Source organism: Mycobacterium sp. TKK-01-0059 (genome assembly GCF_000709305.1).
GTDB classification, from domain to species: domain Bacteria; phylum Actinomycetota; class Actinomycetes; order Mycobacteriales; family Mycobacteriaceae; genus Mycobacterium; species Mycobacterium intracellulare.
This window is the reverse complement of record NZ_KL446994.1, coordinates 69,138-92,875: the sequence shown is the minus strand read 5'-3', so window position 1 is coordinate 92,875 and position 23,738 is coordinate 69,138. Positions and strand designations below refer to the sequence as shown.

Below are 23,738 nucleotides of genomic sequence, written 5' to 3'. Positions count from 1 at the left end.
CCGTCCGCGCCGATCCTAGGAGATGACCGTGATCGTGACCTCCCAAAAGAATCCGAAATCCGAGGCCGTCAAGACGGAGCCGGACGCCGAATCGACGCAAGACGTGTCCGACGATGTCGACGACGTGACCGCCGACGAGGCCGAGGATCACGACGAGGGCGGTCTGCTCACGCGCAAGCGTCCCGACGCCGAGCGCCGCAAGTGGCCTCGGAAACAGGATCTGAAGCAATATCTGCGCCGCAGCATCCTGCCGCTGTTACTTGTTGCCTCGCTTGCCGTTTCGGGATTCCTGGGATGGCGGCAGTGGCAGGACCATCGGGTCAAGCTGGCCGGCGAACAGGCCCAGCAGGCGGCGATCGCCTACGCGCAGGTGCTGACGAGCATCGACTCGAACAAGGTCGACGAGAACTTCCGGCAGGTGCTCGACGGCGCGACCGGCGAATTCAAGGACATGTACACCCAGTCCAGCGTGAAACTTCGGCAGCTGCTGATCGACAACAAGGCGACCGCGCATGGGGTGGTGGTGGACTCGGCCATCCAGTCCGAATCCATGAACAAGGTCGTCGTGCTGGTGTTCATCGACCAGACCGTCACCAACACGGCCGCACCCGATCCCCGCATCGACCGCAGCAGGATCAAGATGACCATGGAAAAGGTCGACGGCCGCTGGCGGGCAAGCAAGGTGCAGCTGCTGTGACGCGCCGGCTCATCGCGGCACTCGTATTGGTCGCCGCCGCAACGCTTCCCACCACCGCCCGTGCGCACGCCTCGGCGCCGTCGTTCTGCGGCGAGCTCGGCGGGAACTGGGACGGCCAGTACTGCCACACCTCGGTCACCTCGGAACGCAACGCCGTGCGCGACATCAAGGTCGCGGTGCCCGAGGACCTGGTCGACAATCCGACCACAGGACCGGTGATCCGCGACTACCTGCACACCCTGGTCAACAACTGGCGAAACGCCAACTCCAGCATGGCCGCCGACAGCTACGGCGAGGAGAACTTCGAAGTCTTCCGGCACGCCAACCTGCTCAGCGCGGTGTTTCACGAGGACTATCACGCCGATGGCCCCCAGTCCAACAACGCCTATCGGACCTTCACGTTTGACATGTCGAGCGGCAGGCGGGTGCAGCTGGCGGACCTGACGACGTCAGACCCGCTGACCGCCATTCCCCCACTGGCTCAACCGTTTGTCCAAACCGCGCTCGATCAGGCGCCGCCGCCGCACGACCCCGGCAGCTACCCCTTCACCGTCGACCGCTGGACCCCGGACAAGGTCTATTCCGGGGCGTACAAGGCCTGGGCGGTGACCCCCGACGAGTTGATCCTCTACATGCCGGACTACCCGGTCGGCCACGACAGCCCGATCAACTTCACACCCGGTGTCATGCAGTGGTACATGGACGGCGGCACGGTGCAGGCGCACATCCCGCTGTCGGCGCTCAGTTCCGTGCTGCGCATATGAGCCCCGTGTAAGTCGTTGCGCCACAGGCATACCGCCAGTCACAGGAGTATCTGGACCGGGGTACTGCCGACGTGCCCACCTCCGAGCGACAACCTCAGATGGAGGCGGGCGTTGTCGCTCGGAGGCGGGCAAAAGGTGTGATGCCATTGCGGCCGGACTCTGGCCACAGTCCGAGCCCGCCGGGCGCGCCGCGCGTCAGACGTTGACGTACTCGGCTTCGCGGACCGCGGCACGAAGGCGCCGGAGCTCAGTCCTCCGGGTTGTAGGCGAGGTTGGAGCTGAGCCAGCGCTCACCTTCCTTCAGGGTCCAGCCCTTGCGCCTCGCGTAGTCGGCGACCTGGTCCTGGGCCATCCGGCCGACCACGAAGTACTGCGACTGCGGGTGCGAGAAATACCAGCCGCTGACGGCCGCGCCGGGCCACATCGCCATCGACTCGGTGAGCTCGATGCCGGTGCGCTCGTGGACGTCCATCAACTTCCACAGCGTCGCCTTCTCGGTGTGCTCCGGGCACGCCGGGTAGCCCGGGGCGGGGCGGATCCCCTGGTACTTCTCGGCGATGAGTGCGTCGTTGTCCAAGTGCTCGTCGGGCTTGAATCCCCAGAACTCCTTGCGGACCCGCTGGTGCATCCGTTCGGCGAACGCCTCGGCCAGCCGGTCGGCGAGCGACTCCAGCAGGATCGCGCTGTAGTCGTCGAGGGCCGCCTTGAACTCCGCGATCTTTTCACCGCTGCCGAGCCCGGCGGTGACGGCGAACGCGCCGATGTAGTCGGCCAGGCCGGTGTCCTTGGGCGCGATGTAGTCGCTTAGCGACCGGTTCGGGATGCCCTCCCGGTGCTCCCCCTGCTGACGCAGGTGGTGCAGCGTGGTCAGCACCTCGGTGCGGGTGTCGTCGGTGTAGACCTCGATGTCTTCGATACCCGAGCCGACCGCGTTTGCGGGGAAGAACCCGATCACCGCGTTGGCGGTCAGCCACTTCTCCTTGATCAGGGTGTCGAGCATCTCCTGCGCATCGTCGTACAGCTTGCGGGCGGCCTCGCCGGTGGCCGGGTTGTTGAGGATATCGGGGAAGCGGCCCTTCATCTCCCAGGCGTTGAAGAACGGCTGCCAGTCGATGTACTCGCGCAACTCGGCGAGGTCGTACTCCTTGAACTCCCGCACCCCGAGGCCCTGGGCGGGCACCGGCGGCGTGTAGCCGTCCCACTCGATCGGCGTCCGGTTGGCGCGGGCCTTCTCCAGCGTGAGCATCGGGCGCTCGTTCTTCTGAGCGTGCCGCTCGCGCAGCGATGCGTAGTCCTTCTCGGTGGCTTCCAGCAGGCCCGGCCGCTGCTTGTCATCGAGGAGGGCCGCGGCGACCGGCACCGAGCGGGACGCGTCCTTGACCCACACCACCGGACCGGACCGGCGCGGCGATATCTTCACGGCTGTGTGAGCGCGTGAGGTGGTCGCGCCGCCAATGAGCAGCGGGATCTCGAGGCCTTCACGTTCCATCTCGACGGCGAAGTTGGACATCTCATCCAGAGACGGGGTGATCAACCCGGACAGCCCGATGATGTCGGCGTCGTGCTCCCTGGCCGCGGCCAGGATCTTCTCGGCGGGCACCATCACCCCAAGGTCGATCACTTCGAAGTTGTTGCACTGCAAGACGACCCCGACGATGTTCTTGCCGATGTCGTGGACGTCGCCCTTGACGGTCGCCATCACGATCGTGCCGTTGGTGTCCTTCGCCGCTGCCGTACCGTTCTGTTGCTTCTCCGCCTCGATGAACGGCAGCAGGTACGCCACGGCCTTCTTCATCACCCGGGCCGACTTCACCACCTGGGGCAAAAACATCTTGCCCGAGCCGAACAGGTCACCGACGACGTTCATGCCGTCCATCAGCGGGCCCTCGATCACCTCGATCGGGCGGCCCCCGGCGGCGGCGATCTCGGCCCGCAATTCCTCGGTGTCGTCGTCGACGTGGGCGTCGATGCCCTTGACCAAAGCGTGGGTGATCCGCTCGCGGACCGGAAGGCTGCGCCATTCGGCCGCGGCGGGGTCTTCGGATTTCTCTGACTTGTTGAACCGTTCGGCGATCTCGAGCAGCCGTTCGGCCGCGTCCTCGCGGCGGTTCAGGACGACGTCCTCGATGCGGTCGCGCAGCTCGGGGTCGATCGAGTCGTAGGGCACCAGCGCGCCGGCGTTGACGATGCCCATGTCCAGGCCGGCCTTGATGGCGTGGAACAGGAACACGGCGTGGATCGCCTCGCGCACGGGGTTGTTGCCACGGAACGAGAACGACACGTTCGAGATGCCGCCGGAGATGTGCACCCCGGGAAGGTTCTCCTTGATCCAGGCGCAGGCTTCGATGAAGTCGATCCCGTACGTCGCGTGCTCCTCGATTCCGGTCGCCAGCGCGAAGCAGTTCGGGTCGAAGATGATGTCCTCGGGCGGGAAGCCGACCTCCTCGGTCAGGATCCGGTACGCGCGCCCGCAGATCTCCTTGCGGCGCTCCAGGTTGTCGGCCTGACCCTGCTCGTCGAAGGCCATCACGACGACGGCGGCGCCGTACTTGCGGCACAGGCGCGCCTCACGGATGAATTTCTCCTCGCCCTCCTTCATGGAGATCGAGTTGACGATCGGCTTGCCCTGCACGTTCTTCAGGCCGGCCTCGATGACCTCCCACTTGGAGGAGTCGATCATCACCGGAACGCGGCTGATGTCCGGCTCGGCCGCGATCAGCTTGGTGAACCGGTCCATCGCGGCGACGCCGTCGATCATGCCTTCGTCCATGTTGATGTCGATGACCTGCGCACCGACCTCGACCTGCTGCAGGGCCACCGACAGCGCGGTGTCGTAGTCCTCGGCCTTGATCAGGTTGCGGAACCGGGCGGAACCGGTGATGTTGGTGCGCTCACCGATGTTCACGAACAGGGAATCGTCGGTGATGTTGAGCGGCTCCAGGCCCGACAGACGGGTGGCCACCTCGATCTTCGGCACCTCGCGCGGCGGTTTGCCCTCGACGACCTTGGCGATCTCGGCGATGTGCGGCGGCGCCGTTCCGCAGCACCCGCCGACCAGGTTGACCAGGCCCGCCTCGGCGAAGTCGGCGATGTAACCGGCCTGACGTTCCGGGGTCTCGTCGTACTCGCCGAAGGCGTTGGGTAGGCCGGCGTTCGGGTAGCACGAGACGAAGGTGTCCGCGATCCGCGACATCTCGGCGATGTAGGGCCTCATCTCCGGCGCGCCCAGGGCGCAGTTGAGGCCGACCGCGATCGGCTTCGCGTGCCTGATCGCGTTCCAGAATGCTTCGGTGACCTGACCGGACAGCGTCCGCCCGGAGGCATCGGTGATGGTGCCCGAGATGATCACCGGCCAGCGGCGTCCGCGGTCCTCGAACAGCGTCTCGACGGCGAACACGGCCGCCTTGGCGTTCAGCGAGTCGAAGATCGTCTCGATGATGAGGAGGTCGGCGCCGCCGTCGACCAGGCCGTTGGCGGCTTCCAGGTAGGCGGCAACCAGCTGGTCGTAGGAGACGTTGCGGGCGCCGGGGTCGTTGACGTCGGGCGAGATCGACGCGGTCCGCGTCGTCGGCCCGATTGCGCCGGCCACGTAGCGGGGCTTCTCACGCGTGCTGTACTCGTCGGCCGCCTTGCGGGCCAGGGCGGCGCCGGCGTAGTTGAGCTCGTAGGCCAGGTCGGCCATGTCGTAGTCGGAGAGCGAGATGGCGTTCGCGTTGAACGTGTTGGTTTCCAGGATGTCGGCGCCCGCCTCGAGGTACTCGCGGTGAATCCCCTCGATGATCTGCGGTTGCGTCAGGTTGAGCAGGTCGTTGTTGCCTTGCAGGGCGGTCGGCCATTCCGTGAACCGATCGCCGCGGTAGCCGGCCTCGTCCGGCCGGTCCCGCTGGATCGCCGTGCCCATCGCGCCGTCGATCACCATGATCCGCTGGCGCAGGGCGGCCGTCAGTTCGTCGGTGCAGTCGGGGCGGATGTTCGGCGCGAAGGCATCAGACGCGGAAGTATTCGTCGCGGAAGTCTTCGTCTCAACGGCGGTCATGTGCATTCCTTCCGTAGCGGAAGGCGTCCTTGACTCTGCCGAGCGTGGCGGAGACCGGCAGGGGACCAGGCCCCCTCCAGAAACCGTTGCAACGCCTCTCGACCAGAAAAGTCTACGTCGTCACCCGACGCCCGGACGCCCTGGCTCGACCCGACCCGCGCTGCCCCGGCTCGCCAGCGCGCGGGTCTTGTCGGCAATGGAGTAGTTACCAAGGTTAACGAGATTGCAGCCGGCCGTATTTCGCCTTGACCGCGGCGACGCCGTTGTGGCGATCGTCCAGTACAAAGTCCACGGCACGGCCTTCGTCAGCGGCAGTCACGCCATAAGAATAGTCGGCCTATGTAAAGCCCCCGGTAAAACGCTCGGCGGGCGCCAATTCACCGCCACCGCGCCCCGAAGATGGGGGCTAGATCCAATTGCCCGACTCCTCATCGAACCGCGCGCGGTCCGCATCGTCGTCGCGCGGAAGGCCGTACGCTAATTCTGTGACCCCGCCCGATGGCCCTCCCTTTGGCCTCCCTAGTGGTAAGGCCGCTCTGCCCGAACTGCATCAGACCATCGTCGTGGCCGCATTCGAGGGCTGGAACGACGCCGGCGACGCGGCCAGCGACGCGCTCGAACACCTCGAGGCCATCTGGGAAGCCGACCCCATCTTGGAGATCGACGACGAGGCGTACTACGACTACCAGGTGAATCGCCCGGTGATCCGGCAGGTGGACGGCGTGACCCGCGAGCTGGTGTGGCCGGCGATGCGGATCTCGCACTGCCGACCCCCGGGCAGTGATCGCGATGTCGTGCTGATGCACGGGGTCGAACCCAACATGCGCTGGCGCACCTTCTGCGCGGAGTTGGTGGCCATCGCGGACAAGCTCAACGTGGACACCGTGGTGATCCTGGGCGCCCTGCTGGCCGACACCCCGCACACCCGGCCGGTTCCGGTCTCGGGCGCGGCCTACTCCCCCGAGTCGGCGAAGCGCTTCGGCCTTGAGGAGAGCCGCTACGAGGGGCCCACCGGCATCGCCGGGGTGTTTCAGGACGCCTGCGTGGCCGCCGGGATCCCGGCGGTGACGTTCTGGGCGGCCGTGCCGCATTACGTGTCGCAGCCGCCGAACCCGAAGGCGACGGTAGCGCTGCTGCGCCGCGTCGAAGACGTGCTCGACATCGAGGTTCCGCTGGCGGACTTGCCGACCGACGCCGAGGAATGGGAGCAGGCGGTCACCGAGATGACCGCCGAGGACGAGGATCTCGCCGAATACGTGCAGTCGCTGGAACAGCGCGGCGACGCCGAGGTCGACATGAACGACGCGCTGGGCAAGATCGACGGCGACGCCCTGGCCGCCGAGTTCGAGCGCTACCTGCGCCGTCGCCGCCCCGGCTTCGGGCGTTAATGGCGCGGTCGCCGAACTTGCCGGCGACCGATCAACTACGGAAACATCGCTTCGCACCCACCGATTGGACGCTTCATGCCCTCGTTGCCCGCTGACGGCAACCCCAACCCAGGAGCCGGCGACTTCGGCGAAGACGCCGGCTACCGCAAGGGCCTCAAGCCCCGGCAAGTGCAGATGATCGGCATCGGCGGCGCGATCGGCTCCGGGCTGTTCCTGGGCGCGGGCGGTCGGCTGGCCAAGGGCGGCCCCGGGATGTTCCTGGTGTACGCCGTGTGCGGGGTCTTCGTCTTTCTCATCCTGCGGGCGCTGGGCGAGCTGGTCCTGCATCGCCCGTCGTCGGGCTCGTTCGTGTCGTACGCGCGCGAATTCTTCGGCGAGAAGGCCGCTTACGCGATCGGCTGGATGTATTTCCTGGGGTGGTCGATGACGGCCATCGTCGACACCACCGCGATCGCCACGTACCTGCGGCGGTGGACGACCTTCGAATCGATCCCCCAGTGGGTGTTGGCGCTACTGGCCCTCATCGTCGTGCTGTCGATGAACCTGATCTCGGTGGAATGGTTCGGTGAGCTGGAGTTCTGGGCGGCCCTGATCAAGGTTTTCGCCCTCATCGCCTTCTTGGTCGTGGGCATCGTCTTCCTGGCGGGGCGCTATCGGATCGACGGCCACAGCACCGGACTGAGCGTGTGGGCCGACCACGGGGGCATGTTCCCCTCCGGCGTGCTGGCGATGCTGCTGACCACCTCGGGCGTGGTATTCGCCTATGCCGCCGTCGAATTGGTAGGCACGGCCGCCGGGGAGACCGCGGAGCCGGAAAAGGTCATGCCGCGCGCGATCAATTCGGTGATCGCTCGCATCGCGATCTTCTACGTCGGGTCGGTCGCGCTGCTGGCGTTGCTGCTGCCGTACACCTCCTACAAGGCCACCGAAAGTCCTTTTGTCACTTTCTTTTCCACGATCGGCTTCCACGGCGCCGGGGACGTGATGAACGTGGTGGTGCTCACCGCGGCCCTGTCGAGCCTGAATGCGGGGCTGTATTCCACCGGCCGCATCATGCACTCGATGGCCGCAAGCGGCAGCGCCCCCGGGTTCGCGACCCGGATGTCCAAGAACGGGGTGCCCTACGTCGGCATCACGATGGCGGCCGCCATCTGCCTGTTCGGCATTGCCCTGAACGCGGTCAATCCCGGCGAAGCCTTCGAGATCGTGCTCAACATCGTGGCGCCGGGCATCATCGCGTGCTGGGCGACCATTGTGCTTTGTCAGCTGCGCGCCTACCGGATGGCCAAGGCCGGGCTGTTGCAGCGGCCGCGGTTTCGCATGCCGTGGGCGCCCTATTCGGGCTATCTCACCCTGGCGTTCTTGGCCGGCGTCCTGGTCATGATGGCCTTCGACAAACAGACCGGCACCTGGACCATCGCCACGGTCGTGGTGGTCATCCCGGCGCTGAGCGCCGGGTGGCTCCTGGTGCGCAACCGGGTGGCGGCCATCGCGTCGCAGCGCGCGACCCAGACCGGCTAGGACTTGCCAAGTCCCTGGTTATAGGCGCTGGTGGAACGGCCGAGCGCCGCGACCTGGGCGTCCAGTTGGGGTAACAGCTCGGCGGTCGATTTGTGCAGGGGCGCTTCGCCGACCGCGCTGGACAACACCGGCTTGACCCACCGGAACAGGGCCACCCAGCGCGGGCAGTAGACGCGGGTGCGCCGGCGCCGGATGCCCTTGACGAACGCGGCGGCGCATTTGTCGACGGTCGTCGTCTTGTTCAGCGGCCACGGGAAGCTGGCCAGCAGTTGGTTGAACGCGGACAGGTCGGTTTGGGTGTCGCGGACCAGCGCGGTGTCGATCCAGGACATGTGCGCCGAGCCGACGTGCACGCCGTGGCGGGCCACCTCCAGCCGCAGCGCATTGGCGAGCATCTCGACGGCGGCCTTGGAGGCGTTGTACGGCGCCAGCCCGGGGCAGGCCGTGTAGGCGGCCAGCGAGGAGACGATCAACACGTAGCCGCGGCGCTCGATCAGGGCGGGCAAGGCGGCGCGGACCGTGTGAAAGACGCCGAGCACGTTGATGTCGAGGACCCGCTTGAACGCCTCGGGGTCGACTTGGGTCACCGACCCGTAACTCATGATGCCGGCGTTGGCCACGACGACGTCGATGCCGCCGAACCGCTCGACGGCGCGGGTGGCGGCCGCCTGCATCGCCGACAGGTCGCGCACGTCGGCCACGGCGGTCAGCACCCGGTCCTCGCCGAGCTCGCCGGCGAGCGCCGTCAGGTCGGCCTCGTTGAGATCGGTGAGGACGAGCTTGGCGCCCTCGGCGGCCAGCCGGCGCGCGACCTCGGCGCCGATCCCCCGGGCGCCGCCGGTGATGAAAACGACTTGGTCCCGCAGCAATGTCATGGCCGACAACGTACCGCGCGGTGGACCCGAATGACTGCGGCCGCCGGCGCGGGACGGTCGGCATCGGCCTCGGCGGCACGGGCCGAGGACGCTGATCGGTCGATCGAGGCTCTGCCGTGGATCACCAGGCGGACGAATTATGCACGAATGGAATTAGCGTCCACGAAATTGATTACAGAAAGCGGTCGGTATTTAGCGCGCGTCTCATAAAATGTCGCGGGGCGATGGTTATCTCCGCCCACTCTTTGCGGATCGATGAGTCTGTGTAAACACTACGCTAACTTGCGGCCCCCACTACTCTATTTCGTTCGCACCGTGCCCGCCGACACCAATGCCGACCGTAGGCTCCGGGCATGACACGCAGTTGCGCATGTCGGCGGGGGCCACGGGATGACAGTCGACAGCTCTGCCCGACCGCCAGTGACCCATGTAGAAGTCGAATTCGGCCATATCCGATAAGCCACCGGCGCGCGGTGGCCCCGCCAACCCAGCCACCGCGCGCCGGATTTAACAACGCATCCACCCTCGGCCTAGTCGGCTTCAGTAATTGACGGGAGGGATGATGCACAGAAAATCGACTCCATCGAATCTACCCGTGTGGAAATTTGTGTCCCATGCCAGCTTCGGTGACGTGGACACCTATCTCTGGCATCGTCAGGGCAGCAACCTATTCTGCTGGCGCCCGGTGGGAAAGACGTGGAATGCAGCGACAAAGAAGAACGTCGCGTAATGACGGGCGTAACCAAATTCGCCGGCTAAAAGACGGAGAAAAAAGGCGATCAACGCTGTTTCGGCGGCGTGGGTGGTCCCCTACGCGTTCAAGCGGGCGAACTGACCTTGCCGATACTGCTCGACGCACGCCGAGCGCCGCACCTTGCCACTGGTTGTGATCGGTATCGACCCGGGTGCCACCACAACCAGATCCGCGACGCCGACGCCGTGCGAGTGGGAGACCGCGGAGGTGACGTCACGCTCCACGACGGCGAGCGTGTCCACTGCCTCGTCGCGGGACGCGGCCCTGTTCCTGACTTCGGCGATCACGACGAGCTTTTCCATGCCCTGATGCGGAACCGCAATCGCCGCGCACCGGCCCCGGGTGATCTCCTGGACCGTCGCTTCAATGTCGTCGGGCGAGTGGTTACGCCCGTAGACGATCAGCAGATCCTTGATGCGGCCGATGATGAACAGCTCGCCGTCGAAGAAGAATCCCGAGTCCCCCGTTCGCAACCACGGCGCTTCCGGTGCGCCGGCCGACGGAGCGACAAGCCGACCGCCGAAGGTGGTTTCGGTTTCCTGGGGCTTTAGCCAATAGCCCATGGCGACGTTGTCGCCATGCACCCAGATCTCACCGACCGTTCCCTGGGGGCACTCAATCCTGGTGTCGGGATCAACGACGCGAATCATCGGAGACCGCGGCGCCCCGTAGCTGACCAGTGGTGTGCCGGTTGAACTTTCGCACTGCTGCGCAATCCCGGTGGCCAGCTTCTCGGAGTCGAAGTGGGCGATTTTGGGTGGTTGCGCCGGTGTGCGGGTCAACGCGTACACCGTTGCCTCCGCGAGCCCATAGGCGGGCCGCACCGCTTTGTCGGGCAGATTGAAGCGCGTGAACCGCCCGGTGAAACGCCGCAAGGTCGCCGGATGCACCCGTTCGCTACCACTGAGGATGACCAGTACGTCCCCGAGATCCAGTCCGGCCATGTCCTCGTCTGAGGTTTTGCGGGCCGCCAATTCGAAAGCGAAGTTCGGCGACGCGGAAAATGCGTGACTTTCCTTGGCCAGCAATTGCATCCATCGGGCCGGTCGCTGCAGGAACGACACCGGACTCATCAGCACCGTGCGAATACCGCCCAGGACCGGTGCGCACACCCCCAGTACCAAGCCCATGTCGTGGTAAAACGGCAGCCACGACACGATGGTCGTATCGGGTGGAGCGACGCCGCCGTACTCCACACAAAAGTCGGACATCACCTGCCCGAAATTGGCCAGCAGGTTCCGATGCGAGACCATGACCCCGGCGGGCTGACGGGTCGACCCGGACGTGTACTGCAAATACGCCAGATCTGCGTGATTCTCGCTCCCGGTGCCGGATCCTGTGCGGGCGTCCAGGCCCAGCAGGTCGACCTCAACCACCGACGGCACGGGCCCGCCGGACTCCGACTTGACATAGTTCGCAACGGTTTCCGCAGCGGCGGACGTGGTGAGGACGACAGCCGGTGACGCATCGCGCAGCACCGAACTGACGCGCTCATCGCTGACGCCACCCAGCGGAACCGAAAGCGGAACCGCGACCCGCCCCGCCTGCAGTGTGCCGAGAAACGCCACGACGTAGTCGAGGCCCTGCGGGGCCATGATGACGGCGCGGTCACCCGTCGACCCGCAATCGTGAAGCTGCCGGGCAAGGTTCACCGTTCGCCGCTGCAGCTGCGACCACGTCAGGCTTTCGGCCATTCCGTTCCAGTCCTGCTCGTAGTCAATGAAGGTGAACGCCGTGTCGTTGGGCTGCAAGCTGGCTCGTTCACACAGCAGGTTCGAAATGGACGTCTCAACCATGATCACTCCATGCCGGCTCGGCCGGGGGTCCAAAAGGGTTTGGTGCATATCTGGCGTCGATCCCAGCCACGTTCGGTGGTCAGGATCTTGCGCAAGGTTTGTATGGTGCGGGCCTCGCCGGCGAGGTAGGCGACGCCGGGATAGGCGGGCAGCGGGAGGCTACGTAGGGCATCGGCGAGCACGGCGGAGTCCGCCGCCGGGGCGTCACCGCGCTCGACCCGGGTCAGGGGGGTGACGAGGGGAAGGTGGTCGGTGTCGGTCGCGGCCTCGACCACGCCGTAAACCTCGGCGGACGGGTGCAGAGAGCGCAGCATCGCGGCGAACGCGACCGACGCGGTTTCTTCGCCGGCGAACACGTGGTAGGGCGCGTCGCGGCGGATGACGAATTTGCCCTGGGGACGGGTGAACTGGGCCTGGTCTCCGACGGAGGTGGCCGTCGCCCAGCGTCGGGCGGGCGTCGCGTTCTTCGGATCGCCGTCGTGGTCGACCATCACGATGTCGAGCGCACCGAGGTCGGGGTCGACGGCGTAGATGGAATACGTGCGGAGCACCGGGTACGGGCGCAGCCGCACAACGGAATCACGCAGGTTCGCGACCTGCAGCCGGACCTGCTGACCCGGCGTCCAGGTCAGTCCCTGCAGCCGCGGGCCGCTGAACCGGATGCGGCGCATTCTTGGTGTCAGACTTTCGATCTCGCTGACCGTCGCGGAGAGGAAGACAGCGTCTCGCAGCGTGCTGATCAGTGGGAAACGATCGATGAGGGTGGCCACAAAGAACTCCAAAACGCTTTCGGTGGTCGACGGTAGGTGCCGGTCGGCTCAGTAGTTGTTGCAGGTGCCGAAGACGCGCTGGACGAGTTCAAACTGCTGGTCGGCCCCCGGCTGGCCGGCCAGCATCTGGGCCATCTGCTGGCGTTGACCCGGCGGGGACGCGAGGAACTGACGCAGGAAGGCGACGCTCTCCGGCGAAGAGTTGAATTGTGCGGCGGCTTGCGGATCCGCCGCCTGCAGCGCCGATATCACCTGTCCGTAATTGCAGGTGGTGTTGACGAACGGACTCAGGTCCCGATCGGCGGACGCAAGACCGGCACCGGCGGTCAACGACACTGCGAGCGCGCAAACGCCGACAGCCACTCGGGTCAACGATTGCGTGGTCAATTGGATACCTCCTGAACGGGTGTGAACTCGAGGTGCAATTCCTTGAGGCGCCTGAACAACAGGGTGCGGTCCCAGTCGAGCCGGCGAGCGCCCGGGGGACCGTGCTTGGCCTCGGAAAGCCGAATGTCGCGCATCCGAGCCAGGATTCGTTCCAGGCTCACCCGCACTTCGGCGCGGGCGATGGGCGCGCCCGGGCACGTGTGAACACCACGGCCGAATGCCATGTGATGCAGTATGTTCGGGCGGCCGAGGCGGAATTCGTCGGGATCGTCGAACCGCCGGGGATCGCGGTTTGCCGCACCGTTCATCACCAGAATGCTGGTACCGGCTCGCACATCGACGTCGCCGATCCTGGTGCTACGCCGGGCCAGGCGGAAGTTCGATTTGATCGGGCTCTCGATGCGCAGCATCTCCTCGATGAAGGCGGGAATCTTTGAATTGTCCTCGCGCAGCTGCTCTTGCAAGTCCGGTCGCTCCGCCAACGTGAGCATCGAGAGACTCAGCAGGTCGATCGTCGTGCCGTGGCCCGCGGCATACATGAAGGTGGCAACGCGGGCGACGTCTATCGCGTCGGGGGTCGTGCCGTCGGGAAACTTTGCCAACGCAAGCTCGGTGAGGACGTCGTCGCGCGGATTGCGCCGCCGTTCCTCGATGTACTCCACGAACCACTCCTCTTTCACGCCGACGAAACCGCTGCGGTCGCCTTCGAGCCTGCTGGCCCTCGCTGCGTGGCGGAATCGCTCTCGATCGGACTCTGGTACGTCCAGCAGGTCGGTGATCGCGTCGAGCGTGAACGGGAAGTTGTAGTCGAAGACGATCTCGCACTTACCCTTTGCGACGAAGCGGTTGAGTTGTTCATCGGCAAGGCGCCACAGGAAGTCCTCGTTGTTCTTGAGCTGTTTCGGCGTGAACAACCGGCTCAACAGCGAGCGGTGCGCGGTGTGCTTCGGTGGATCGAACGTGATGAAGTAGTCGCCGAACGTAACCTTCTTGCGGTGCCGCTCGATCACGTCCGAGATGTCGTCGCTGTCGGTTTTGGTCGGAATCCCCGACCATGGCCCGCTGACGATGTTGCATACCGACAGGGCCTGCTCGGTGTCGCGTTGCACCGCGAGGGCCTCGTCGTACCCCGACACCATCACCACACCGTGCGCCGGCTCACGCCATACCGGGCAACGACGGATCGCGTCGTAGTAGTCGTAGGGGTCGTCGACGAGCGCCTTGTCGGTGAAGAAGTCGAGGTGCTCGGGTCCGCTCGGAGCGGACTTTCCTGTGACCATGTGATCGGAAGCCATGATGAAATCCTTTCCGCCTCACGCCGCGTCCGCGGGCGCCAGCTTTGCGCACAGCAGTTCCGCCAGACCGCGAATGGTGCCAATGCGGGCGATGTCGGCGGGCGTCACGCGTATGCCCGTTTCGGTCTGGATGCGGGTAAGTAGTTCGAGGCCGCCCAGCGAGTCGAGTCCGTACTCGGACAGCGGACGGTCGGGGTCGATGTTGCGACGCAGGATCAGACTGACCTGGTCGGAGATCAATCGCCGCAGCCGGGTGGGCCACTCGTCGAGGGTTAGCTCTTCGAGCTCGGCACGCAGTCTGCTTGTGCCCGTGGCGCTTTGCCCGTTGGAGCGGAACGCTTCGGCGAAGGGGCTGCGTTGGGCGAAAGCGGCCAACCACGGTGTGGCCGTTATCGGGGCGTAGCCGGTGCAGGCGCGGTCATGGCGCAGCAGCGCTTCCAATGCATAAGCGCCTTCGTCGGGAGCTATAGCAGCGTCGGCGCGGTCGGCCAAGGCGGTGGCGCGTCCTATCTGCGCCCAGGCGCCCCACGCGATCGCGGTGGCCGGCAGACCTCGAGCCCGGCGCCAGCGGGTGAAGGCGTCCAGCCAGCTGTTGGCGGCGGCGTAGGCGCCCTGACCGGGCGAGCCGACCAGCGCGGCGGCCGAGGAGAACGAGCAGAACCAGTCCAATGGCTGCGAAGCGGCCGCGGTGTGCAAATTCCATGCACCGTAAACCTTTGGTGCCCAGTCACGCTCGATGAGCTCGTCGGTGATATTGGTCAGCGTGGCGTCCTCGATCACAGCCGCCAGGTGCAGCACACCGCGCACCGGAAGCCCGGTGGCGGTTGCCGTGGCCACCAATCGCCGGGCCGTCTCGGCCTCGGTGATGTCGCCGCAGTCGACCACGACGTCGGCACCGATCGCGCGGATGCGCTCGATCATCTCCAGCGCCTCGGGAGTTGGTTGCGAGCGCGAGGACAGCACGATACGCCCGCAACCGGCTCCCGAACCGGGAGTAGCCATCTTCTCGGCCAGGAACAGCCCCAAGCCTCCCAGCCCACCGGTGACGATGTAAGCCCCGTCGCTGCGGAAGACCCCGACCTGCGCGGGCGGCACCATCACGCGGCTGCGGCCCGTGCGCGGGACATCGAGCACGAGTTTGCCGGTGTGCTGCGCGCCGCTCATCACCCGAATCGCGGTGGCGGCGTCGGCAAGTGGGTAGTGCGTGCTCTGCGGCATCGGCAACGAGCCGTCCGCGGTGAGCCGGTACACCGTGTTCAGCAGGTCTCGCAACCTGTCCGGGTGGCTGAATGACATCAACGCCAGGTCGAGGGCGTAGAACGTCAGGTTTCGCCGGAACGGGAAGAGCCCCAACCGGGTGTCACCATAGATGTCGCGTTTGCCGATTTCGACGAATCGGCCACCGAACGCCAGCAATTCGACGCCCGCGCGCTGGGCGGCGCCGACGACCGAGTTGAGCACGATGTCCACGCCATAGCCGTCGGTGTCGCGCCGTATCAGGTCGGCGAACTCCACGCTTCGCGAGTCGTAGACATGCTCAATACCCATGTCGCGCAATAATTGTCGGCGTTGCTCGCTGCCCGCGGTGGCGAAGATCTCGGCCTTCGCGGCCCGGGCGATGGCGATTGCCGCCTGTCCAACCCCACCCGTCGCGGAGTGGATCAGCACCCGCTCGCCGGCTTTGATTCGGGCCAGCTCATGCAGGCCGTAATAGGCGGTGGCGTGCGCGGTGGTGACCGCCGCCGCCTGGTCGTCGGCCAGGCCGGGCGGCAGCGTGACGGCCAGGCGCGCGTCGCAGGTGAGGAACGTACCCCAACAACCGTTGGCGCTCAGGCCGCCGACATGATCCCCCACCCGGTGGCCGGTCACGCCCGGTCCGACCGCCGTCACCACGCCGGCGAAGTCGGTGCCCAGCGCAGGCAGCCGGCCCTCGAAGGCCGGATAACGGCCGAACGCGACGAGGACGTCGGCGAAGTTGATGCTGGACGCGCTGACGGCGACCTCGATCTCTCCGGGTCCCGGTGGAACGCGGTCGCAGGCAACGAGTTCGAGTGACTCCAGGTCGCCGGGCGTACGGATCTGCAGCCGCATCCCGTCGGACTCGTGGTTGGCGACGGCGGTTTTCCGCTCCTCGGAGAGCAGCGGAGCGGGGCACAACCGCGCGGTGTACCACGCGCCATTTCGCCAGGCGGTCTCGTCCTCGTCCGAACCGGCGAGCAGTTGCCGTGCCAGCTGCTCGGCGTCGGTGGTTTCGTCCACATCGATCAGACTGGCGCCCAGATGCGGGTGTTCCATGCCGATTACCCGGACCAGGCCCCGCAGCCCGGCCTGCGCGAGGTCGGGCTCGTCGTTGGACACCACCGTTTGGGCGTTGCGGGTGACGACGTACAAGCGCGGCGGTTCGCCGGGAACGTCCACCAGCTCGCGGGCAATGCGCGCCAGATGTCGCACGTAGTCCCGACCCAAAAGCGCACACTGCTCGTCGGATTCACCGTTGTCCGGCCCGGTGAGGATCACCACTGCGGCGAATCCACCGGTACGCAGATGATTTCCGAGCTGACCCACGGTGGAGCTGTGGTCGGCGTGCCGCGGCCAGGACATGGTCGTGCACTGCATCCCGTGGTTTTTCAACGCGTCGGCGAGCGAGCTGGCGGCCACGTCCGCGGTGGCGGAAGTGCCGAGCAAAAGCCAGCTTCCGGCGTCGGTGTGGTCCGGCTCCGGCAATTCGCGTTGCCGCCATTCGACGGTCAGCAGCCGCTCGGCCAGCACCCGATCTTTGTTGCCGCTCTCGGATGCGCTGGTGCCCACCCGCAGGCCCTGCACGGTGAGCAGGACTGCCCCGTGCTCGTCGAGCACGTCGATGTCCGCCTCGACCCCGGAAGTGTCGGCCTTGGTCACCCGTGTGTAGCAGTAGTGGGCGTTGCGGGCGGCGCCGTAGGCGCGGAGTCGACGAATACCCAACACCAACCCCAGCGCGCCGTCGCCCAGGGCCCGGACGTCCGGATGAGCTTCAACGGACTGGAAACAGGCATCCAGCAATGCGGGGTGTACGCCGTAAAGAGCCTGTTGCGAGCGGATTTGGCGGGGCAGCGCCACCTCGGCCAGGACGGTGCCGGGCGCCTCTTTGCCGGTGTGGACGACACCCAGACCGGCGAATGCGGGACCGTACTGAACGCCACGTCGGTCCATGCGCGCGCGCACCTCGTCGCCATCATCGCTACCCGTATGCGCGGCGAGGAGCGCGCACATGTCGTACGCGGGCGGCCGGTCATCCTCTGCGGCACGGAGGATTGCGGCGGCATGCCGCGCCTGTTCGCCGCCCCGATTCGACTCGACGGTGAACTCGACGACGCCCGGTGAGGACAACGACGCCAAGGCGCCGATCGTGGTCTGCTCATCCAGCAGGAGCGCCTGCTCGAACCGGATGTCGCGAACCTCGGCCGTCTCGCCCAGCACGGTGCGCGCGGCGGCCAACGCCATCTCGCAGTACGCGGCTCCCGGGAGCACAACCACATTGCGGATCTGGTGGTCGGCGAGCCACGGCTGCGCGGCGGTGCCGACCTCGGCCTGCCACACGTGGCGCTCGGGCTCCTCCTGCAAGTGCACGTGCGAACCCAGCAGTGGATGCACGGAAACGGTGCAGCCGCCGTGTGTCGGGGATTCCTGGCCGCCGCCGCTCAACCACAGCCGGCGGTGCGTCCAGGTCGGCAGCGGCGCGTCCACCAGCCGCCCACTCGGGTAGAGCACGGAGAAATCGACCGCGGCGCCCGCGCTGTGTAGATCCGCCACAAAACCACGCAGCCCGTAGGGAAGCGATTGTTGACGGCGCATCCCGGCCAGAGCGGCCATCGGCATCTCCCGACCGCGCGCGGTCTGCTCGAGAGCGCGGGTAAGTAGCGGGTGCGGCGCCAGCTCGGCAAAGACCCGGAAGCCGTCCTCCAAAGCGGCCTGCACGGCCGTGGCGAACCGCACCATACGGCGCATGTTGTTCGCCCAATAGCGGGCGTCGCACACGGGCTGCTCGCGCGGGTCGAACAGGGTCGCCGAGTAGTACGGAACCTCCGGTGTCATCGGTCTGATCTCTGCGAGCATCGCGGTCAGCTCGTCCATGATCGGATCGACTTGAGGCGAATGAAAGGCGACGTCCGTGGGGACCTCGCGGGCCATCACATCGCGCTGCTCCCAGGCCGCGACCAGGTCGCGAACCGTTTGGGCGGCACCGGCAATCACGGTGGACTGCGGCGAGGCCACCACCGCCACCACGACGTCGTTGACGCCACGCGCCGTCAGCTCCGAAAGCACTTGCTGGGCGGGCAATTCCACCGATGCTGTGGCACCCGCACCGGCGATGCGGGACATCAGCCGCGAGCGGCGGCAGATCACCCGCGCCCCATCTTCCAGCGACATCGCACCCGCGACGACAGCTGCCGCGGCCTCGCCGAGGGAGTGCCCGATCACCGCGCCCGGGCGCACTCCATATGCCTTCATCGTGGCCGCCAGCGCGACCTGCATGGCGAACAGGGTCGGCTGGACACGGTCTTGACCGGCCACGGTCTGCGGCGCCGACATGGCTGCGATCACCGAGAATCCGGACTCCCGCGCGATCAGCGGTTCGACCTCCGCGACGGTGGCGGCAAACACCGGTTCGGTCGCCAGCAGGTCTGCGCCCATCGCCGCCCATTGCGAACCCTGCCCGGAGAACACCCAAACCGGCCCGCGGTCGTCCTGTCCGACCGCGGGCTGATACGGAGCATCGCCGTCGGCGACCTCGCGCAGAGCCACGACGAGCCCGGGCCGGCTATCCGCGATGACCGCGGTGCGTACCGGGCGGTGGGCGCGCCGACGCGCCAGGGTGTAGGCCAGGTCGGGCAACGCCAGATCGTCGTGTGCTCGCACCCAGCCGGCCAGCCGGCCGGCCGTGCGGCGCAGTTCATCGGCCGAGGTGGACGACAGCGGGAATATCATCGGTTCCGTCGTCGACGATTCAGACTGGGATACAACGGTTTTCAGGGCTTGTTCGGGTGCTTGTTCCACGATGGCGTGCACGTTGGTTCCCGACAGGCCGTACGACGAGACCGCCGCCCGTCGTGGGTGGTCCCCGTTGGTAGTCCACGGCGTAGTCTCAAGGGGCACAAAGAGTTTCGTATCGATCTTGGCCAGGTCATCGGGCAGCCGGGTGAAATGCAGATTCCGGGGAACCACACCGTGTTGCAGCGCGAGGATCGCCTTCATCATCCCGAGCGCTCCGGAGGCCGCCTGCGCATGGCCGAAGTTGGTCTTCACCGACGCCAGCGCGCAGGGCCCCTCGACGCCGTAAATGTCGGCCAGGCTGGCATATTCGATCGGGTCACCCACCGGGGTGCCGGGCCCGTGGGCCTCGACCATGGCAACCGTTCGGGCGTCGACACCCGCGGCGGCCAACGCCGCCTGATACACCGCGGTCTGCGCGGTCTTCGACGGGGTGGCGATATTCACGGTGTGACCGTCCTGATTGGCGGCGGTCCCCCGCACGACGGCCAGAATCCGGTCGCCATCGCGCAGCGCGTCGGAAAGCCGCTTGAGTAAGAGCATGACGCTGCCCTCGCCGCCCACGAACCCGTCGGCCGCGACGTCGAAGGCGTGGCAGCGCCCGGTCGGCGACAGCATGCCCTCGGCCGACCCCGCGGCGAACTTCCGCGGGTCCAACGCCAGCGTGGCGCCGCCGGCAAGGGCGAGGTCGCTTTCGCGCTCGTGCAGGCTGCGGCAAGCCAGGTGGATCGCGGTCAGGCCGGAGGAACAGGCGGTGTCCACGGTCAATGCGGGACCGTGAACCCCCAGGGCGTAGGCGATGCGCCCGGAGGCCAGGCTGAAGTTGCTGCCGGAAAAGCCGTATGCCCCCTCGACGGAGTGCGCGTCGGCGGCCAGCAGTTGGTAGTCACCATGCGTCAATCCCATGAACACGCCGGTGCGCGAGTCGGCGATCCGCTCCCGCGTAAGACCGGCGTGTTCCATGGCCTCCCACGAGGTTTCCAGAAGTATCCGGTGTTGCGGATCCATCGCGGTCGCTTCCCGCTCGTTGATCCCGAAGAACTCGGGATCGAAGCCGGCGACGTCGTCGATGAATGCGCCCCACCGCGAGACCGACCGGCCCGGCACACCCGGCTCGGGATCGTAGTATTCGTCGGCGTCCCAGCGGTCGGGCGGGATCTCGGTAACCAGGTCGTCGCCGCGCAGCAACGCCTCCCACAACTGCTCCGGGGAATCGATGCCTCCCGGTAGCCGGCACGCCATGCCGATCACAGCAATGGGAGTGACAGGTGTGGCGCCGATCGGGGGCGAGTCGGTCGACGGCGAGCGCTGCATGACGTCGTCGATCGGGTAGGTAGTCATTTCGCGCCCTCACAGCAACTGAGTTGGCTGCCAGGGTCGTCGTCGAACGGATTGATACTCACCGGTCCTCCAAATCTCGCGTGGGCAAGGGCCGAACACATCGGTGCGCAGCTGTTGCGAGCGCTGTAGGGCATCGCCCGGAACGGCTCGACAAGGTGCATGATTCAGAGCGTTGTGGTTTTGCAATCCCGTTGTCAGGCTTATCAAGTCGGTAGCGTAGTCAGGACCCGCACATAGAGTGGTCGACGCGAGCCAACAGAGTGGTGGCTGCGTCGGCGGCGGACAATACTCCACCAGAAACCGGATCGCTGCGCGGATCACGGTCTGCAACAGCATTTTTCGTCGACGCCGCACACTTCGGCCGTGGCAGCGACGAGCTAGATCTCCCCCGCGTCGACGGCTTTCCTGACTTCCTGCGCGCGGGCCACCTGCGCTGCCGTGTACCCGATCAGCAGCGCCACCGCGCCGAGCAGCACGACGACCCCGGCCAGCCACAACAGGCCGTAGGTGTAGCCGCGGTCCAGTGCATGCAACTGCGCGGCGTTCATGGACTTCACCGGACCCAGGGTGCCGCCCAGCCGCAGCGTGTGCGATGTGATGGCGGCCTGGATGATGACCAGCACCAGCGGTCCGCCCAAGGTCTGCAGCATCACGGCAATCGCCGAGGTGGGCCCGATCCGGTCGGAGCCGACGCTGGCGATCACCGACAGCGTGAGCGGGACGAAGATCGCGCCGATACCAAGGGCGCCGATGCTGAGCGGCACAAGCAGGTTCGGGAAGTACGGGATCCCGGCGTTGAGTGTCGCGCCGTACAGCGTTGCGATCAGAATCAGGCCGCTGCTGGCGAGCACCACCACCCGCGGCGGGAACCACATCACCAGCTTCGACGCCGCGCCGACCCCGATGGCCACCCCGATGCCGAACGGGATGAAGGCGACACCAGCGCGCAGCGGGCTGTAGCCCATGACGGTCTGCACATACATGCCGACCAGCACGGTCAGGCTGAACAGCACGCCACCGCCGAGGAACATGGCCGCGAACGCGGCCAGCCGGTTGCGGTCGAAGAACAGGCCGAACGGCACGATGGGGTTCTCGGCGGTGCGCTCCGCCACGACGAACGCCACGAGGGCGGCCAGGGCCACCAGGCCCGAACCGATCGTGATGGCCGACTGCCACCCGTGCTCCGGGCCCATCGACAGGCCGAACACCGCGGCGGTACAGCTCAACGTGGCCAGCGCGGCCCCGGTGGCGTCGAGCTTCATCCGCTCCTTCTGGGTTTCCTGCAGCATGATGACGGCCAGGCAGATCACCGCCAGCCCGATCGGCACGTTCACCAAAAACGCCAGCCGCCACGACACGTCGGTCAGCGCGCCGCCCACCACCAGGCCCAGCACCCCGCCGAGACCGGACATCGCGCCGAACACCCCTGTTGCGACGTTGCGTGCCGATCCCCTCGGGAACGTGGTCGCTATCAGCGCCAAATTGGTCGGCGCCATGATCGCGGAAGCCGCGCCGTGCAGCAGCCGCGCCGTTATCAGGGTCCCCCCGTCCCAGGCGATGCCGCACAAGGTCGAGGCGAAAGTGAACAGCGCGACCCCGACGATGAAAGCGCGCTTGCGGCCGATGGTGTCACCCAGGCGGCCACCCAGCAGCATCAGGCCACCGAAGGTCAGCATGTAGGCGGTAATCACCCAGCTCCGCCCGGCATCCGACAAGCCCAGCTCGTTCTGGATCCTGGGCAGCGCGAAGATCGCGACGGGGCCGTCCATCGCCACCATCAGTTGCATGCCGCCGATCGCGACAACGACGGCGACGAACGGGCGAGACCGCAGCAAAGGCGGAAGGCGCCTCTTCGCGGGGCGCGGCGCGCTCGGTTTGACGGCCATCATTCTGTGCGCGCACCTTCGAGTTCTAATAGAACTTTGAGTTGTTGGCCATACTGGATGAGCGATTCTGTATTCAGCATTTCTTGATGCCTGGAATCGACCGCGTAGCAATGGATTTCGCCAGTAATGTGAGGTCGCCAACTCTGCAGCGGAGACGAATTCTGGTCGTCGTCATCCTCCACGGCAGCGAAAACGTCCACGTCACCGTTGAAAACCCCTGGTTCATGGTCTCGGGCCAACGCCAGATTCGTGTCGTCGTTGCGGACGATCGAATCGAGGAGCGGCTTGTATCGAGCCAATTCGACGATTCCTCGTTCGCGGAGTAGTTCTTCTGCCAGCTCGTAGGTGAGCGGCTCATCGGGAATGTCGATGCGGCAGAACCGCAAAACTTCTTCCAGCGCCTTCTCGACCAACACATCGCTGTTGAGGACGTCGCTGTTCGGGACGGTCAGGAGGGCGTCGAGAAGGATCAGGCGTGCGATCGAGCATCCGCGTCGCTGAAGCTCGATGGCGATTTCATGGGCGACGACGCCTCCGAAAGACCAGCCGAGAAGGTTGTAGGGTCCGGTCGGATCGACCCCCTGAATCCGGTCGGCATAGTTTTTCGCCATGTCGCGGATTGACGCGGGTTCGGCCTCGCCGTTTTGCGGGGCTTGCTGAATTCCGATGATCGGGCAGTCCAGGTAATTTCCGAGGGCGTGATACGGCCAGCTCAGCCCGCTCGCGGGATGGATGCAGAACAGCGGAATACCGGTGCCCTCCTTGAGGAACTCGACGGGCACGACTTCCACCTCGCCGGCGTCTTGGCCCAATTCCCGGCTCAAGCTCCTGACGGACGGCGCGTGGAACAACGTGCGCACCACGAGGCCGGCGTCCAGGGATTTGTTGATGGCGGCGATGACCCGCATGGCCGACAGGGAATCCCCGCCCAGATCGAAGAAGGAGTCGTCGACCCCGACGCGCTCGAGCCCGAGCACCTGGGCGTAGATGCCGGCCACGATCTCCTCGGTGGGCGTGGCCGGCGCGCGGTAGCGATCGCCCTCGCAGTACTCGGGTGCCGGAAGGGCCCGGGTGTCCAGTTTGCCGTTGACCGTCAACGGCAGCGCGTCGATCACCACCACCGCCGCCGGGACCATGTAGGCCGGCAGCCGCTGACCCAGCCGGGCCCGAACATCGGCCGGGTCAACGGCGCCAGTGACA

At 66.4% G+C, this 23,738-nt stretch carries 13 protein-coding genes; 4 read left to right on the top strand and 9 right to left on the bottom strand.

Annotated elements, in window-relative coordinates:
* The first annotated feature begins 22 nt into the window (after positions 1-22).
* Both K883_RS19650 and K883_RS19645 read left to right on the top strand, forming a co-directional pair.
* The gene (locus tag K883_RS19650; RefSeq protein WP_020822416.1) at positions 23-697 is read left to right on the top strand and encodes a tetratricopeptide repeat protein; all 675 of its coding nucleotides are present in this window, start codon (positions 23-25) and stop codon (positions 695-697) included.
* Positions 694-1,461, top strand: a complete 768-nt coding sequence (locus K883_RS19645) for a mannan-binding family protein (protein ID WP_014711532.1) — start codon at positions 694-696, stop codon at positions 1,459-1,461. Before K883_RS19650 ends, K883_RS19645 begins: the two co-directional genes overlap by 4 nt.
* A gap of 247 nt (positions 1,462-1,708) precedes the next feature.
* On the opposite strand, the gene metH is transcribed toward K883_RS19645, so the two are convergent.
* Positions 1,709-5,503, bottom strand: coding sequence for a methionine synthase (gene metH / locus K883_RS19640; RefSeq protein WP_020822415.1), 3,795 nt, complete (start codon positions 5,501-5,503; stop codon positions 1,709-1,711).
* Between the two features lie 479 nt (positions 5,504-5,982).
* Between metH and K883_RS19635 the strand changes: the two genes are divergently transcribed.
* Both K883_RS19635 and K883_RS19630 read left to right on the top strand, forming a co-directional pair.
* Positions 5,983-6,885, top strand: coding sequence for a PAC2 family protein (locus tag K883_RS19635; RefSeq protein ID WP_014380025.1), 903 nt, complete (start codon positions 5,983-5,985; stop codon positions 6,883-6,885).
* A gap of 75 nt (positions 6,886-6,960) precedes the next feature.
* The gene (locus K883_RS19630) at positions 6,961-8,406 is read left to right on the top strand and encodes an amino acid permease (protein WP_020822414.1); all 1,446 of its coding nucleotides are present in this window, start codon (positions 6,961-6,963) and stop codon (positions 8,404-8,406) included.
* Here K883_RS19630 and K883_RS19625 read toward each other — a convergent pair.
* The 8 genes from K883_RS19625 to K883_RS19590 form a co-directional block, all read right to left on the bottom strand.
* Positions 8,403-9,281: an SDR family oxidoreductase gene (locus K883_RS19625; protein WP_020822413.1), complete on the bottom strand. Its 879-nt coding sequence runs from the start codon at positions 9,279-9,281 to the stop codon at positions 8,403-8,405. The genes K883_RS19630 and K883_RS19625 overlap by 4 nt on opposite strands.
* A gap of 810 nt (positions 9,282-10,091) precedes the next feature.
* Positions 10,092-11,831 carry an AMP-binding protein gene (locus tag K883_RS19620; RefSeq protein WP_036455744.1) on the bottom strand — a complete coding sequence of 580 codons (1,740 nt, stop codon included), beginning with the start codon at positions 11,829-11,831 and terminating at the stop codon, positions 10,092-10,094.
* Between the two features lie 2 nt (positions 11,832-11,833).
* On the bottom strand, positions 11,834-12,601 hold the full coding sequence (locus K883_RS19615; RefSeq protein ID WP_179945107.1) for a siderophore-interacting protein: 768 nt from the start codon (positions 12,599-12,601) through the stop codon (positions 11,834-11,836).
* A 48-nt stretch (positions 12,602-12,649) separates the two neighbouring features.
* Complete coding sequence (locus K883_RS19610) at positions 12,650-12,988, bottom strand: hemophore-related protein (protein WP_172417511.1); 339 nt, start codon at positions 12,986-12,988, stop codon at positions 12,650-12,652.
* Positions 12,985-14,283: a cytochrome P450 gene (locus K883_RS19605; protein WP_020822409.1), complete on the bottom strand. Its 1,299-nt coding sequence runs from the start codon at positions 14,281-14,283 to the stop codon at positions 12,985-12,987. The genes K883_RS19610 and K883_RS19605 overlap by 4 nt, the downstream gene beginning before the upstream one ends.
* Positions 14,284-14,301: 18 nt before the next feature.
* Positions 14,302-20,652: a sulfolipid-1 biosynthesis phthioceranic/hydroxyphthioceranic acid synthase gene (pks2, locus tag K883_RS19600; protein WP_020822408.1), complete on the bottom strand. Its 6,351-nt coding sequence runs from the start codon at positions 20,650-20,652 to the stop codon at positions 14,302-14,304.
* A gap of 377 nt (positions 20,653-21,029) precedes the next feature.
* On the bottom strand, positions 21,030-22,538 hold the full coding sequence (locus K883_RS19595; protein ID WP_085976443.1) for an MFS transporter: 1,509 nt from the start codon (positions 22,536-22,538) through the stop codon (positions 21,030-21,032).
* The coding region (locus K883_RS19590) for a thioesterase domain-containing protein (protein WP_036455738.1) at positions 22,538-23,738 on the bottom strand (1,201 nt) is incomplete at its 5' end. The genes K883_RS19595 and K883_RS19590, both read right to left, overlap by 1 nt.

Coding starts and splice junctions, on each gene's coding strand:
- pks2 (WP_020822408.1), bottom strand. CDS start 20,652: ATGACTACCTACCCGATCGACGACGTCATGCAGCGCTCGCCGTCGACC.
- K883_RS19625 (WP_020822413.1), bottom strand. CDS start 9,281: ATGACATTGCTGCGGGACCAAGTCGTTTTCATCACCGGCGGCGCCCGG.
- K883_RS19605 (WP_020822409.1), bottom strand. CDS start 14,283: ATGGCTTCCGATCACATGGTCACAGGAAAGTCCGCTCCGAGCGGACCC.
- K883_RS19595 (WP_085976443.1), bottom strand. CDS start 22,538: ATGGCCGTCAAACCGAGCGCGCCGCGCCCCGCGAAGAGGCGCCTTCCG.
- metH (WP_020822415.1), bottom strand. CDS start 5,503: ATGCACATGACCGCCGTTGAGACGAAGACTTCCGCGACGAATACTTCC.
- K883_RS19620 (WP_036455744.1), bottom strand. CDS start 11,831: ATGGTTGAGACGTCCATTTCGAACCTGCTGTGTGAACGAGCCAGCTTG.
- K883_RS19650 (WP_020822416.1), top strand. CDS start 23: ATGACCGTGATCGTGACCTCCCAAAAGAATCCGAAATCCGAGGCCGTC.
- K883_RS19630 (WP_020822414.1), top strand. CDS start 6,961: ATGCCCTCGTTGCCCGCTGACGGCAACCCCAACCCAGGAGCCGGCGAC.